The sequence below is a fragment of the Holophagales bacterium genome (genome assembly GCA_016719485.1).
In the GTDB taxonomy this organism is placed as follows: domain Bacteria; phylum Acidobacteriota; class Thermoanaerobaculia; order UBA5066; family UBA5066; genus UBA5066.
The window spans coordinates 78,628-93,682 of sequence record JADJZB010000020.1 but is presented as its reverse complement, the minus strand read 5'-3'; the positions used below and the strand labels follow the sequence as shown (position 1 = coordinate 93,682).

Sequence of the window (15,055 nt, the reverse complement as noted above, 5' to 3'; positions counted from 1 at the left end):
TTGAAGCTCCCCCGTCCCCTGGACCCCGTGGAGATCCGCATCGCCGGGGCGCTCCTGGAAAAGGAGCTCCTCACCCCCGACGTCTATCCGATGACGTTGCAGGGGCTCGTCGCGGCCTGCAACCAGCGGACCTCCCGCGAGCCGGTGACCGACCTGAGCGCCGCCGACGTGACGGGGGGTCTCGACCGCCTCCGCGAGCTCGTTCTCGCCTGGAAGGTGACCGGAGGACGCTCCGACAAGTGGGAGCACAACCTCGACGCGAAGTGGCAGCTGGGCACGCCCGGGAAGGCGCTCGTGGCCCTGCTCCTCCTCCGGGGGCCGCAGACGGCGGCCGAGCTCAGGGCCCGCTCCGAGCGGATGCACGACTTCGCCTCGGTCGAAGCGGCCGAGGAGCTCCTCGAGACGTTGGCCGCGCACTCCGAGCCGCTCGTCGTCGAGCTGCCCCGCCGGCCGGGGCAGAAGGAGACACGCTGGACGCACCTCGCGGGCGGGGCGCCCGCGGAGGAACCCTTCGCTCCACGGACGGCGTCGCCGACCGGGCCCTCGGCGATCGAGCGTCGCCTCCTGGCGCTCGAGGAGAGGCTCGGCGCCGTGGAGGCCGAGCTGGCCGCGCTGAAGGGCTCGCTCGGGGCGTAGCGCCCTCCGCCAGGCCGGCTTCCGCGGCGGCGGCCGCCCCCTACCGCCAGTCGTCGAGGACGAAGACGTCCTCGCGGTCGTAGCCCGGGTGCCGGTCGCGGTGCATCGCGAGCCCCTGAAGGAAGGGGCGGTACCCTGCGGCCCTCAGCGTTTCCCACGCCCCCACCCGGCCGGAGCCGGTTCCGGCGGCGACGATCGATGCCCCGACGGAACCGGCCCACGCCTCCACCGCCCCGAGGAGATTCCGGAGCCGTTCCTCTCCGCCCGCGCCCGAACGAACCGCCGCGAACTTCACGGCGGCCCGCCCCGAGCCCGCTTCGCTCCCGGCTCCCGAGTGGCAGACGGCCAGGCCGGAGACGTGCGACCCCTCGCGGACGAGGACCGTATCCCCCGTCCCCTGCTCGCCGACCGTGAGGATTTCTCCCGTCACGTCGAGGCCGCTGAAGACCGAGTCCGTCAGCTCGCGGCAGGCCGAGAGCGCCTCGGCCTGGTCGTCGGGCGAGAGACGCAGGAGGAACGCGGTGCCCTCGGGCGCCTTCGATCCCGTCCGGACCCGTTTCGACATCACCGCCGCCAGGCCTGCCGGCCAGTATCCGAAGCGCTGGTAGAGGCCCACGTGCATGGGGCTCTCGCCGAACGTGAAGAGGCCCCGGAACGCGACCTGCGGCCCCTCGAGGAGCCGGAGGGCCGCCTCGACGAGATGATGGGCGAGCCCCCGGCCCTGCCGCGGAGGATCGACGGTGAGCGGGCCGAAGAGGCCGAGGCTGCCCCACGACGTGACGACGTTCGACCCGGCGAGAACACCGTCCTCCAGGAGCGCGACGGCCGCCTCGGGGTCGGCGGTCCAGCGGCACCTCAGGACCTGGGCGTCGCCGTCGAATGCGGCTGGATCGGGGAGGTGAAGGTACGTCCCGAAGGCGCGGCGGTAGATCCCGTCGGCCTCGCCGAGCTCCTTCTCCAGGAGCGGCCGGACCTGGATCGTCATGGCGGACCCTCCGGGCCCATCTTGCCACCGGCTCGCGATCTGGTCCGGTCCGTCAGAGGACGGCCCCCGGATCCCGTGCATAGACGACCGGAACGGCCCAGTCGACGGGACCGCAGGCGGCGTCGCACCTCACCGCGAGGCGGGCCTCGCGGGTGGCCTCACCGAGTGGCCGGCCGAGGGCCAGGGACCTGTAGAGCTCGCGCGCGAAGACGAGCGCCGCGGCATCCAGGACGCTGAACTGGTTCGCGACGACGGCAGGGATTCCCGAGGCGACGAGCGCCGGAGCGACCCCGCGCGCGAGATCGCCACGGCTTCCCCGCGCGCTCAGGCACGCGTTGAGAACGACGAGCGAGAGCCCGCGCCCGGAAAGGAGAGCCCTGAGGACGGGCGCCTCGACGGGCGCGACGCCGCCCGAGGCCGACTCCAGAAGGAGCGATCCCGTACGCCGTTCGGCGTCCCAGGTCCCGTGACCGATGAAGTGCAGCACGTCGCACGGCCCGTCGGCGACGAGCCGGTGAAGCGCTTCGACCGTCACCGCCCTCTCGACCCTCACCCGCGCGAGTCCCCGGTCGACGAGGGGCGCGAGGCCGGCGCCCACGGCTTCGGCCTCCGCCTCCCAGGAGAGCGCCGACAGGCCCGCCGGCTGCGCGGCGGCGACGAGGATGGCGAGCGGCCGGCGCCGCGGCGGCGCCGACTCGCACGGAATCGCCGTGACGACGTTCCGCGTGAAGTTCGCCTCGGTCGCGGCCAGCCACGCGCGGCGGTGCGGGTCGTACGCCAGCTCCCACGGCTTGTCGGCCACCCAGTCGAGGAGCGACGTGAAGACGACGTCGGTGGCCGAGCCTCCCGACGCGCCTCGCGCGGCATCCCAGAGTCGCCGGGTCTCACCGGGCAGGAGCGTCTCGAAGAGCACCGCGCCCCACCTCTCGAGCGAAGCCGTCGAGGGCAGAGGCCGGCCGTCGCCGTCGAACACGGAACGGAGCCGCTCGTGCCCCCTGATGATCTCCCGCCACGCCGCGCCCTTGCGCGGCACCTCGGCCACCACGCGGGCCGTCCCGTAGCGCGCGAGGAGGAGGGCCGTTCCCCCTCCCCGATCCCCCGGGAGGAGGGTCAGCTCGAGCGCCTCCCGCCGCGTCTCGCCCAGCCTGGGAGCCGTCGTCCGGCGAGCCCGGGGCGACGTCTTCCCGGGCTCGCCCGCGCGGAGAGCGGCTTCGGTGCGTGCCGCTTTCGGGCCGGCCCGCCGGGCCTCCCGCCCGGCGTGCCCGAACGTCTCGCCGGCGAGCGAGGCGACGAGGAACGCCACGGCCTCCTCGCGGGCGAAGAGGTCGAGGTGGTGGGCCGGACGGCGGAGCGAGCGGCCGAGCCGTCCCCCCGCCCCGAAGAGCGCGACCCGTTCGTCGGGAATCCGCGCACCGCTCCTGCGGTCGAGGAGGAAGCACCCCTCCGTCGGAACGACGAGGTCGTGCGGCTCGCCGAAGAAGCGGTCGACGCCCGACTCGAGGAGGCGGAGCGCGAGCGGGCCGCTGGCGCGGTGGCTCGCCGCCAGGGCCGAATACGCCTCGGGCAGGGCGCTCTGCTCGAACGCGGCGACCGTGGCGCTCCGCCCGTCCATCGCCGAGAGACCGTCGAGCGAGGTCGTGACACGCCGCGCGAACCAGAGGAGGGCCTCCACGACGAACTCCCCGAGGAGCGGAGCGGGCGCGGGTGGGAGAAGGTCGAAGAGGTTCAGCCAGCCGGAGAGCGCGAGCTCCCAGCGTTCCGCGGAGGCCAGCGGCGTCCCGAGGTTCGGGACGGCGGCGAGGACGGCGCGGCCGCAGGCGAAGCGGCTCGCCCTGGGCCCCACCTCGGCGGGCCTTTCGAGGAGCGTCCTGAGGACGAGGCCGCCGCGCGAGTGGGCGACGGCATCGAAGAGGAACGGCAGCTCTCCCGGCAGCGCTTCGGCGAGCATCCGCGCGTTCTCCTCGGGCGTCCGGCTCACGGTGAAATGGTCGAAGCCGAAGACCCGTCCGCCGTAGAGGGGAGCGAGCGCCTCGAAGAACCCGCCCCTGGCGAGGTCGCCGAAGCCGGCGGCGGTGTGGGAGAACGTCCCGTGGAGGAGCAGGAGGTTCCGCTCCGGCGGAGGCGCGAGGAGTGAGGGCGCGGCGCCCGGCAGCCGCCCCTCGCCGAGCCCCTCGGGGGTGACGTGGACGAGCCTCTCGGCCAGTCCGGCGTGCCGGAATGCGGCTTCTTCGAATGCACGGCCGAGCAGAGGGGCGGCCCTCGCGTCGATGCGCGTGGCCGCGCGCAGGACCAGGACGACCGCCGCGCCCGCTCCGCTTCCCGCCCCGCGCACCACACCCGGGGCGGACAGCGCCAGCTCCAGGACGAGCCCGGCCGCGCGCCGCGCCGGCCGGGAGGCCGGACGGTGGATCGAAAGCGCTCCCGAGGGCTGGCGAAGGACGACGACGAAGTCCATTCCGCCGGGCTGGGGGACGACGATGCGGACGGTCCCCCCCTCGGTCGTGCCCCGAAGCGGCGACAGCCGGAAGATCCGCGCGAGGACGAGCCGTCCCCCCGCCACCAGCCGTTCGGCCAGGGCGTCGCGCTCCGCCGCCCTGCGCGGCGGCTCTTCCTTCCAGCCGACCGGCGGCTCGCACCGCACTTCCATCGCGCGCTTCTCCGGCATGGATCGCCCCCCGGCCCCGGGATCCTACCGCCAGCGCGAAGCGCTCGTTCAGAATGGACGGGATGCCGATTCCGCTCCTCGTTCTCCTCGCCGGAGCCCCGGCGCCGGCCCCTCCCCCTTCGCCCCGCCCTCTCGTCGTCGGGCACCGCGGCGCACGCGCCCGTTTCCCGGAGAACACGCTGCCGGCGGTGAGTCACGCACTTTCGGCCGGGGCCGACGGCGTCGAGATCGACGTGCGCGTCAGCGCGGACGACGTCCTCGTCCTCTCTCACGACGCGACCCTCCCGCCCGCCCGCTGCCGGACCTTCGACGGCCGCCGCGCCTCCACGGGCCTCGCGATCCGAGGGCTCTCCCTGGAGGCCCTCCGCCGCTTCGACTGCGGGGCCGTCACGGACCCCGCCTTCCCCGCGCAGCGCGCCGTCCGCGGAACCCCGATCCCGACGCTGGCCGAGGTCCTCGATCTCCTCGCCGCCCCCGAGCCCGAGGCCGCGCGGCGGGCCACGCTCTTTCTCGAGCTCAAGCGCGAGGAGGGCTCCCCGGCCCTTTCGCCCGGCCGGGACCATTTCGCCCGCCTCGTCGTCGACCTCCTGAAGGAGCGGGGCTTTGCGGACAGGACGCTCGTCCTCTCCTTCGACCATGCCCTGCTACGCACCGTCCGGTCGCTCGAGCCCGCGCTCCGCTCGATGCCTCTGGTCGACACCGGAACCGACCTCGCCGCCCTGGCGCGGCGCGAGGAGGCCGCCTGGATCGGCGCCCGCCACGGCCTTCTCACCGCCGCTTCCGTCGGGGCGGTCCACGGGGCGGGCGCAAAGGTCTTCGCCTGGACCGCCAACGCCCCCCGCGACCAGGACCGCCTCGCGGCCGTCGGCGTCGACGCCGTGGGGACCGACGACCCGCAGGCCCTCGTCGAAAGATGGAAGGAGCGGGGGGCGCGGTAGCGGGCCACTACAATCGCGGCGCATGTCCCGACCTCCCCGCATCGACCTCCCGGGAGCGCTGCACCACGTCTCGCTCAGGGCGATCGAGCGGAGCCCCCTCTTCCGCGACGACGCGGACCGGGAGCGCTTCCTCGTGGAGCTCGGGCGGACCGCGGCGGAGCGGGGCTGGCTCGTCCACGCCTACGCCCTCCTCGGAAGCTCCCTCGAGCTCCTCCTCGAGACGCCGGCACCGAACCTCTCCGACGGGATGCGGGCCCTCGGCGGGCGGTACGCGCAGGCCTTCAACGGTCGCCACGGACGGGCCGGGCCGCTCTTCGACGGACGGTTCCGGTCCCTCCTCGTCGACCCCGAGAGCGCGTTCCTCGAAGCGGCCCGCAGCGTCGCGCTCGCACCCGTGAGGGCCCGGCTCGCGCGGGCCGCCCTCGACTGGCGCTGGTCGAGCGCCCCGACGACGGCCGGCCTGGCCGAACGCCCCGCCTGGCTCACGGTGGAAGCGACGCTGCGCCGCCTATCTCCTGCCCGGCCACGCGCCCGTGAGCGCTTCCGCCGCCTCGTGTCGGATACGCGCGGAATCCGCCCGCTCCGCGAGCGAGCCGTCTCCCGGGTCGTCGTCGGAAGCGCGGAATTCGCCCGGCAGGTCCGGCTGCGCCTGCTCGCCGGGCCGGCACCCGGAGAGAAGCCGATACGAGGCGCCGTCGACCTCGCGAGGGTGCGGACGGCGGTCGCCTCCCGCTTCGGCGTTCCGGAGGCGCGGCTCGCGCACCCGGGTGCGCACGAAGCCAAGGTCGCGGCCATCTGGCTCTGCCGGCGCCTCACGGGCCTGTCGGGAAGCGAGGTCGGCGCCGCGTTCGGCGTGAGACAGGCCCGGGTCAGCAACGTTCTCGGCGACGTCCGCACGGGACGCTGGAGAGCGCTCCGTCCGGCGCTCGACGAGCTGGAGAAAGGGCTCCTCGCCGAAAATGAGTGAGAGACCTCTCGTCGTCCACAAGTTCGGCGGCACCTCGCTCGGCGACGCCGGGCGGATCGTTCGCGCGGCCCGGATCCTCGCCTCGGCGTCGCGCCGCCGCCGTCTCGTCGCCGTCGCCTCGGCGATGGGAGGGGTCACCGACCTCCTCCTGGCCGCCGCGCACGAAGCCGAACGGGGCCACCTCGCCCGGGCCCGGAAGAACGTGGCCGAGGTGCGCGCGCGCCACGAGGCGGCCGCCGCCGGCATCGCCGCCGCAACCGGTGTGGGCACGGCCTTCGACAGCGCCGCGCTCGCCGAGCTCGACACCGCCCTCTCCGGCATCTCGCTCCTGCGCGAGCGGACCCCGCGCGTCACCGACCTCGTCGCCTCCTTCGGCGAGCGTCTCTCGGCCCCGCTCGTCGCCGCGGCCCTCACGGCCGCGGGGGTCCCGGCGCGCGCCGTCGACGCGCGGACGTTCCTCGTCACCGACGAGACGCACGGCACCGCGACCTGCGACCGGAAGAAGACCGACCCGCGGGCGCGGCGCACGCTCGGCGCGCTCCTCGCGAAGGGGATCGTCCCGGTCGTCACGGGCTTCATCGGGCGCGCCCCGTCCGGCGAGACGACGACGCTCGGACGCTCCGGCTCCGACACGACGGCCGCTCTCCTGGGCGCCGCGCTCGGCGCGAAGGAGGTCGTCATCTGGACCGACGTCGACGGCGTCCTGACCGCCGACCCGCGCGTCGTCCCCGAGGCCCGGCTCCTGACCCGGCTCTCCTACCGCGAGGCGGCGGAGATGACCTACTTCGGCGCGAAGGTCCTCCACTTCCCCGCCGTCCTCCCGGCCATCGCCGCGAAGATCCCGCTCGTCATCCGGAACTCCTTCGCACCGGAAGGCCCCGGGACGACGATCTCGGAGAAGGGGGACCCGAGGCCCGGAATCCGCGCCGTGACGGCGGTCTCGGGCCTCTGCCTCCTCTCCCTCGACGGCAAGGGGATGTCCGGGATTCCGGGGATCGCGGCCCGCGTCTTCGGCACGACGGCCCGGCTCGGCGTCTCCGTCGTCATGTTCTCGCAGGCCTCTTCCGAGCAGAACATCGCCATCGTCTTTCCCGACGCCGACCGCGCGCGGACCGCGGCGGCGCTCGGGCAGGAATTCCGTTACGAGAAGCTCGTCGGCGCGATCGACGGCGTGGCGGCGAAGTCGCCGATCGCCGTCGTCGCCGCCGTCGGAGACGGCATGCGCGGGACCGTCGGCATCGCGGCGACGGTCTTCACCGCCATCGCGCGCGCAGGAGTGAACGTGGAAGCAATCGCACAGGGTTCCTCGGAGTGCAACATCTCCTTCGCCGTCGACGAGAAGGACCGCGCGGCCGCCGTAAAGGCGCTCCACGCGGCGGTGGCGCCGTGACGACGCGCGTCCGCGCCTTCGCCCCGGCGACCGTCGCGAACCTCGGTCCGGGGTTCGACGTCCTCGGCGCCGCCCTGGACGGGCCGGGCGACACCGTCACCGCGTGGCGCTCGAAGAAGCCCGGCGTGAGGATCGTGGAGATCACGGGCGACCAGGGGCGGCTCCCCCTCGATTCCGAGAAGAACACCGCATCCGTCGCCGCCACCCACGTCCTCGAGGCGGCGATCGTCGCCGGCCGTGCCACCCCGCGGACGGGAATCGAGATCTCTCTCGAGAAGGGGCTCCCCCTGGCGAGCGGCCTCGGCTCCTCGGCGGCCTCGGCAGCGGCCGGTGCGAAGGCCGTCGCGCTCCTTCTCGGCGAGACCCGCAAACGGGTCCTGCTCGAGGCGGTCCTGAGGGGCGAGCACGCCGCCGACGGCTCCTGGCACGGAGACAACGGGTTCGCCTCGATCCTCGGAGGCCTCGTCCTCGTTCCGTCGTCCGACCCCGCCGACTTCGTCTCTCCGATCTCTCTCCCCGTCCCTCCCGGCCTCCGGCTCGTCCTCGTCCACCCCGACGCCGAGCTCCCGACCAAGGACGCCCGCCGCGTCCTCCCGCGCGAGATACCCCTCTCGGACGCGACGCGCCAGGCGGCTGCCCTGGCCGCCCTGGTCGACGCCCTCCATCGCGGAGACCTGGCGGCTGCCGGAAGATGGATGGGCAGCGACCGGATCGCCGAGCCGCGCCGCCGGGCCCTCGTTCCGGGCTGGGACGAGGTGACCGCCGCGATGAAGAAGGCGGGCGCCCTCGGCTGGGCGCTCTCCGGCGCCGGCCCGACGATCCTCGCCCTCTCCGAGGAGGGGCCGGCCCCCGGGAAGATCGCAAAGGCGGCCGAGCGGGCCTTCAGGGCCCTCGGCGTCGAGGCCGACGCGAGCATCCACGCGGTCTCGCCGCGGGGGGCGCGGGAGGCGTAGGGCCTGCGCAGGTGAAGACGCCCCTCTCCCGCTTCTCCTGCCTCGACTGCGGGACCTCGCACGGCATCGGCGAGGTCTTCACCGAGTGCCCCGCCTGCGGGGGCCTCCTCGAGGTCCTGCACGACCTCGGCTCGTTCGGCCTGTCGGGACGCGAGTGGCGCGACCTCTTCGACCGCAGGCGGGGCGCGCTGCCGAACGCCGAGAGCCCGGCGTACGAGCGAAGCGGCGTCTGGCGCTACCGCGAGCACGTCTTCCCCGCGCTCGCCCCGGCGGAGATCGTCAGCAAGCCCGAAGGGTCGACGAACCTCTACCGCTGCGTCGAGCTCGGCAAGGAGCTCGGCCTGACGCGCCTCTTCGTCAAGCACGAGGGGGAGAACCCGACCCTCTCGTTCAAGGACCGCGGGATGACCGTCGGCGTCTCGTGGGCGCGCCACCTCGGGCGAACCGACGTCGTCTGCGCCTCGACGGGCGACACCTCGGCCGCGCTCGCCTCGTACGCCGCCGAGGTTCCCGGCATGCGGTCCGTCGTCCTCCTTCCCGAGGCGAAGATCACCGGAGAGCAGCTGTCGCAGGCGCTCCACCACGGCGCCCTCACGCTCGGCCTCGCGACGGACTTCGACGGCTGCATGCGGATCGTCGCCGAACTGGCGCGGACGCGGCCGGTCTACCTCCTCAACTCGAAGAACCCGGTGAGGATCGAGGGGCAGAAGACGATCGGGCAGGAGGCCATCCACGACCTCGGCTGGGAGGTCCCCGACTGGTTCGTCGTCCCGGTCGGAAACGCGGGAAACGTCTCGGCCATCGGCAAGGGAATCCGGGAGTGGCTCGACCTCGGCGTCATCGGGAAGCGACCGCGGATCGCGGGCGCGCAGGCCGAGGCGGCCGACCCGTTCTACCGCTCGTGGCTCACCGGCTTCTCGGAGCACGTCACCCGCACGGCCGACGAGACGGACGCGTCGGCCATCCGGATCGGCGCCCCCGTCTCGCACCCGAGGGCGCGACGCGAGATCGAGCTCTCCAGCGGCCTCGTCGCCCGCGTCACGGAGGCCGAGCTCCTCGAGGCGGCCGCCCTCGCGAACCGGCACGGCCTCGCGATCTGTCCCAACTCCGCCGTCGCCCTCGCGGCCGCCGGAAAGCTCCGGCGCGAGGGGTCCATCGGAAGGGACGAGACGGTCGTCGTCGTCGCGACGGCCCACGCGATCAAGTTCTCGGGGTCCGCCGTTCGCTACCACGGGAGCCGGGCTCGCCTCGCGAATCCGCCGCGGAGCCTTCCCGCCACGCTCCAGGCGGTGATCGGGGCGCTCGGGGAGGGGTAGGTCCTACTCTTTCCGGGTCCGGATGAGCATCAGCGTCGTGGAGCCGACGTCGAACTCCGAGCGGTTCTCGAGCTCGAGCTGCGAGATCCGCTTGTCGGAGACGTAGGTCCCGTTCGTCGACCCGAGGTCGACGAGAAAGACCTTGTCGTCGGAGACCTCGATCGCGGCGTGCTGTCGCGAGCATTCCGGGTCGTTCAGGAGGATGTCGACCCCGGCCCTGCCGATCACCATCCGCGCCCGGTCGATCTCGAAGATCCGGCCGGCTTCCGGCCCGGCGATGCAGGCGAGCGAGAGTTTCTCCCAGTCGGGGAGCCTGAGCCTTCGACCCGAGACCGCTGCGGCGGTCGCGGCCACCGCAGGCTTGGGGACCTCGGCCGTGCCGGTCCGGGGCTGCGGGGCCTGCGGGGGCGGGGGAGGCGCACCGGGCCCGGCCGGCGGCGGCGCGGCCGGCTTCTTCCGGTGAGAGCCCATGATCGTGGTGTCGAAATTGAACTCGTCGGAGCCGGGCATCGGATGACCGATGGAGCTCGTCTCCTCGGGCTGGAATCCCGCCGGGGGAGGCGCCGTCAGCGCCGGATTGCGGATCTCGAAGACCGTCGCGCACTTGGTGCAACGAATTTTCTTCGCCGGGGCCCCCGCGAAGCGGGCCTCGTCGTAGTGGTAGCGCGTCTTGCAGGCAGAGCACTGGATGATCAACGCATCTCCCCCGCGGTCGTACCCGATCCGGAACCTGCCCGATTAGACACTCCCCGGTCCCGGGGATCAAGCCACGCGAAGGCGGCCCGGCGCCGGATCGCGCGCCGTGCGTCATCTCAGGCGCTGCGGGCGCGGGCGACGAGCCCCGGCAGGAGCTCGAGGAGCACCGCGACGTCGCGCTCCACGCTCGTCCACCCGAGGGAGAACCTCAGCGTCGCACGGACCTCGGCCACCGGCATTCCGCAGGCGAGAAGAACCCGGCTGGGCGAGGGAGTTCCCGAGGCGCACGCCGACCCGGAAGAGGCCGCGACCCCCTCGAGGTCGAGTGCGGCGAGGAGCGTCTCGCCGTCCGCGCCATGAAAGGTGACCGAGCTGGCCGTGGGGAGGCGGCTTCCCGTTCCCGCCACGATCCCGTTGATCCGGACGCCGGGAACGTGGGAGAGGAGCCCTTCTTCGAAGGCGTCCCTCAAGGCGCCGAGTCGCCGTGCCTCGGCCTCCATCCCGGCGACAGCCGCCTTCAGGGCCGCCGCCAGGCCCACGATGGCCGGCACGTTCTCCGTCCCGCCCCGGCGTCCCCGTTCCTGCCCGCCGCCCCTCATGAGCGGCCGGAGGCGAACGCCCTTTCTCACCCAGAGGGCCCCGGCACCTTTCGGTCCGCCGAACTTGTGCGCCGTGAAGGAGAGGAGGTCGACCCCGAGCGCCCCGGGCACGACGGGAATCTTCCCCACCGCCTGGACGGCATCGGTGTGGACGAGGACCCCGGCCTCGTGCGCCGCCCTGGCCGCGTCCGGCAGGCGCCCGTTCACGACACCCGTTTCGTTGCTGGCCAGGATGAGCGAGACGAGCGCCGTTCTCGCGTCGAGTGCGGGCGCGAGACGGGCCTCATCGGGTAGCCCCGCGCCGTCGACCGGCAGCTCGACCGGATCGAACCCATCCGCGGCCAGGGAGAGGCCCGCCTCGCGCACCGCGGCGTGTTCGGCCCCGGAGAAGGCGACGAGACCTCTCCCCGGCACCTTTTCCCGGCAAGCGAGGGCCGCGCCTCTCACGGCGAGGGCGTTCGATTCCGTCCCGCCCGAGGTGAAGACGATCTCGTCGGGAAGGGCGCCAAGGGCCGCCGCAACCGCCTCGCGCGCCACTTCGACCGCCTCCCTCGCCGCCCGCCCCGGGCCGTGGATGGAGGACGGATTCGCGGCCAGGGAGGCGAGCCACGGGAGCATCGCTTCGAGCGCCTCCGGCCGCAGCGGTGTCGTTGCGTGGTGGTCGACGTAGACCGACGGTCGAACAGGCATCCGCCGGGATTCTAGAGAGGCCCGCGCCGGCGCCGGTGTCCTTCCTCACGAACCCGGACCGTTGCGGGCCGTACACTTCGGATACGGTCCGCTTCCTGCCAGGTCGGGAAGGGATGCCAAGGAGGACGGAGATGGCCCGGATCCAGGCTCGATGGCTCGCCATGGCGGCTTCGGCGCTCCTCGCTGCCGGAGCGCCGGCCCAGGCGCCGCCGGCCGTTCCGGCCGACCCCTCCAGGGGGGTCGACGTCTCCGCGGAGGCCCCTGACCCGACCCAGGCGCTCCGCGCCGAGGCGTTGACCCTCTTTGGCCGCCTCGACGACGACCGCGCCTCCGTGTGGGTCGCCTCCGGCGGCGGTCCCGACGCCCGCCGCATCGTCTCCTGCCCGAACCTCTTCGCGCGTATCGAGGTCTGGACCTACCTGGCGCACCGGCTCCTCGGTACGAACACCCGGATGCTGTTCTTCCCCGAGCCCGGGACCGGCATCTCCCGCTACTGGACCGTCATCGACGGCGAATCGGTTCTCTTCGGACCGAAGACGCAGGCCGACAAGCCGCTCGACGCTCTCGCCGAGAGCGCCTTCGGATGCGCCGACACCGGCCTCGTCCAGGCCGCCTACCGGGCGATCTCCTCCCGCCAGCAGGACACGGCCGGGGGCCTCCGCGAGCGCGCCGCCCTGGCCGTCCCCCTCTCAGGCCCCACCGTCTCGGCCCCGTCCGGGGCGCCGGCGCCGCTCGTCCTCTCGGCGAAGAAACTCTCGGGTAAGGAGCGCAAGCAGGCCATCGAGGCGCTGCCCGATCGCTACCGCCAGTTCCTGTCCGATGTCGAGCCGATCCTGACCGACGTCGAAGAGGCGACGCTTCTCCGCCTGGGCTCGGACTACCAGCGGGACAAGTTCGTCGAGGACTTCTGGAAGCGGCGCTCGGTCGATGCCGACGGGCAGAGGGTCGCCTTCAAGGACATCTACGAGCTGAGGCTCCAGATCGTCAAGCAGCGGTTCCGGCACGTCAACACCGACCAGGGACGGATCTTCCTCATCAACGGCCCCCCCGACGGCTTCCGCCGGATCGACTGCCAGGACGTCTACAACCCGATCGAGATCTGGTACTACGAACGTCTCGAGACGCTCCGGATGAGCAAGATCTCGCTCCTCTTCTACCAGCCGTTCGGGACGGGCGACTTCCGGCTCTGGACGCCGCTCGAGGGTCCCCAGGCCCTCCTCGTCGGCGGCATCGCGGGCCTCTCGGGGATCGGCCCCGGCCGCACGATCGACGTCACGCGCTGCTCCGAGTGGAGGGAGATCAACGGCGCGATGGCGACCGCCGCGGGCGTCTTCGGGACGATGACCGCCCAGAAGATCGTCGACGAGCTCAAGACGGGCCCGAAGCCGGACGTGGAGGGGGTCGACAAGATCCTCCTGATGACGACCGACGTCGACCCGGCGGCGGCGAAGCTCCCGGTCCAGCGCGTCCTGCGCTTCCCCGAGATGGTCGCGAGCAAGATCCGGATGGAAATCTCCGTTCTCCTCGAGCGCGAGACCCTCGGCACGAAGGCGCTCGGCGAGGAGACCTTCTACGACCTCGACGTCATCGGCGAGATCGTGAAGGGAGGGAAGCTCGTCGACAACTTCCGGTACCGCTTCGACTTCCCGGCTTCGACGGTGAAGGGAGCGTTCCTCCCCCTCAACATCGAGCGCTACCTCTACCCCGGCGAGTACCGGCTGAAGGTGAAGATCGCCGACTCGAACCGCAACGGCGCCGCCCTCATCGACGAGAAGGTCGTCGTCCCCGAGTCGCCCGACCAGAGCCTCTCCCCCGAGGAGAAGGCGGCGCGGGAAGCGGCCAAGGCCGCCCTCGCCCGCCTCGTCGCCTCCCCCAACGAGCGGGGCGCCCTCACGCTCCTGCCGATCGCGCGCGAGTTCGCGACCGGGGTCGTGCGGTTCGAGACGCGCGCCAGCTCCGACGACATCGCCTCCGCCGAGTTCTTTCTCGACGGCCGAAAGGTCATCACCGACCGCCGGCCCCCTTTCGAGGCCGACCTTGACCTCGGCGAGCTCCCGCGCAAGCGGATCGTCAAGGTCGCCGGTTTCTCGAAGGACGGCCGGATGCTCTCCGAGGACGAGCTCGTCCTGAACGAGGGGCGCGAAGCGTTCCGGGTCAAGATCACCGCGCCGGAGAAGGGGATCAGCGTCTTCGGCCCGGTCCGCGTCGTCGCCGACCTCGCCGTCCCGGAGACGAAGAAGCTCCAGAAGCTGGAGATCTACGTCAACGAGACCCGTGCCGCGATCCTCTACCAGCCTCCGTTCCAGCAGATCGTCGACGTGCCCCGCCAGGAGGAGATCGGGTTCCTCCGCGTCGTGGCCACGCTCGAGGACGGGGACGTCAGCGAGGACGTGCGCTACATCAACGCGCCGAAGTACCTCTCCGAGGTCGACGTCCAGGCCGTCGAGCTCTACACCTCGGTCTTCGACAAGGGTCGGCCCGTCACGGGGCTCGCGAAGACGAACTTCCGCGTCCTGGAGGACGGCGTCGAGCAGTCGATCGACGGCTTCGAGGTCGTCACGAACCTCCCCCTCTCCCTCGGGATCGGCGTCGACACGTCGGGCTCGATGGAGGAGGTCCTCCCCGAGGCTCAGAAGGCCGCGAACGATTTCCTCGCGAGCATCATGACGCCCCGCGACCGCGCCTTCCTCGTCACGTTCGACAACGAGCCGCAGCTCGTGTCGCGCTTCACGACGGACCGCGACCGGCTCGCGCAAGCGCTCGCCGGCCTCCGGGCCCAGGGTTCGACCTCCCTCTGGGACGCGGTCGTCTACGGCCTGTACCAGTACCAGGGGACGAAGGGCCGCAAGGCCTACGTCATCCTGTCCGACGGAGCCGACAGGGCCTCGAAGTTCACGTTCGAGGCCTCCCTCGACTACGCGCGCAAGACCGGCGTGGCGATCTACTTCATCGGGCTGAAGATCGGCGGAACGCAGTTCGACGTGCGGACGAAGCTCAACCGGATGGCCCGCGAGACGGGCGGCGCCGTCTACTACGTCGACTCGGCCAAGGGGCTCGCCGGCGTCTACAAGGAGATCGACGAAGAGCTCCGGAGCCAGTACTTCCTCACCTACACGCCCCCGGTGAAAAAAGGATCGGCGTGGAGGAAAGTGGAGGTGAAGATGACCCCGACGAACCTCGACGCGCGCACCATAAGCGGCTACTACCCCTAGCTCCGCGC

At 72.7% G+C, this 15,055-nt stretch carries 11 protein-coding genes; 7 read left to right on the top strand and 4 right to left on the bottom strand.

Translation table 11 applies throughout. From position 1 onward, the window contains the following. The gene (locus IPN03_10780) at positions 1-636 is read left to right on the top strand and encodes a YceH family protein (GenBank protein MBK9374187.1); all 636 of its coding nucleotides are present in this window, start codon (positions 1-3) and stop codon (positions 634-636) included. A gap of 40 nt (positions 637-676) precedes the next feature. Here IPN03_10780 and IPN03_10775 read toward each other — a convergent pair whose 3' ends face one another. Next, positions 677-1,621, bottom strand: coding sequence for a GNAT family N-acetyltransferase (locus IPN03_10775; GenBank protein ID MBK9374186.1), 945 nt, complete (start codon positions 1,619-1,621; stop codon positions 677-679). A 52-nt stretch (positions 1,622-1,673) separates the two neighbouring features. Then, the gene (locus IPN03_10770) at positions 1,674-4,268 is read right to left on the bottom strand and encodes a CHAT domain-containing protein (protein MBK9374185.1); all 2,595 of its coding nucleotides are present in this window, start codon (positions 4,266-4,268) and stop codon (positions 1,674-1,676) included. A gap of 80 nt (positions 4,269-4,348) precedes the next feature. On the opposite strand from IPN03_10770, the gene IPN03_10765 reads away from it, so the two are divergent. From IPN03_10765 to thrC, 5 genes are read left to right on the top strand one after another with little or no spacing between them, the layout of a single operon-like run. Further along, positions 4,349-5,224, top strand: a complete 876-nt coding sequence (locus IPN03_10765; GenBank protein ID MBK9374184.1) for a hypothetical protein — start codon at positions 4,349-4,351, stop codon at positions 5,222-5,224. A 22-nt stretch (positions 5,225-5,246) separates the two neighbouring features. Then, a complete protein-coding gene (locus IPN03_10760) occupies positions 5,247-6,191 on the top strand; it encodes a hypothetical protein (protein MBK9374183.1) in 945 nt (314 codons plus the stop codon). Beyond that, on the top strand, positions 6,184-7,581 hold the full coding sequence (locus IPN03_10755) for an aspartate kinase (GenBank protein MBK9374182.1): 1,398 nt from the start codon (positions 6,184-6,186) through the stop codon (positions 7,579-7,581). Before IPN03_10760 ends, IPN03_10755 begins: the two co-directional genes overlap by 8 nt. After that, positions 7,578-8,534, top strand: a complete 957-nt coding sequence (locus IPN03_10750; protein ID MBK9374181.1) for a homoserine kinase — start codon at positions 7,578-7,580, stop codon at positions 8,532-8,534. Before IPN03_10755 ends, IPN03_10750 begins: the two co-directional genes overlap by 4 nt. Positions 8,535-8,545: 11 nt before the next feature. Beyond that, on the top strand, positions 8,546-9,850 hold the full coding sequence (gene thrC, locus IPN03_10745) for a threonine synthase (protein MBK9374180.1): 1,305 nt from the start codon (positions 8,546-8,548) through the stop codon (positions 9,848-9,850). A 3-nt stretch (positions 9,851-9,853) separates the two neighbouring features. Here the strand turns inward: thrC and IPN03_10740 are convergent, their stop codons facing one another. Together IPN03_10740 and IPN03_10735 are read right to left on the bottom strand one after the other, a co-directional pair. Then, entirely contained in the window at positions 9,854-10,546 is a 693-nt protein-coding gene (locus tag IPN03_10740) for a zinc-ribbon domain-containing protein (GenBank protein MBK9374179.1), read from the bottom strand. Between the two features lie 116 nt (positions 10,547-10,662). Then, positions 10,663-11,835: a cysteine desulfurase gene (locus tag IPN03_10735; protein MBK9374178.1), complete on the bottom strand. Its 1,173-nt coding sequence runs from the start codon at positions 11,833-11,835 to the stop codon at positions 10,663-10,665. A 131-nt stretch (positions 11,836-11,966) separates the two neighbouring features. Here IPN03_10735 and IPN03_10730 point away from each other — a divergent pair, with 131 nt between their 5' ends. Beyond that, positions 11,967-15,047, top strand: coding sequence for a VWA domain-containing protein (locus IPN03_10730; GenBank protein MBK9374177.1), 3,081 nt, complete (start codon positions 11,967-11,969; stop codon positions 15,045-15,047). The last annotated feature ends 8 nt before the right edge of the window (positions 15,048-15,055 follow it).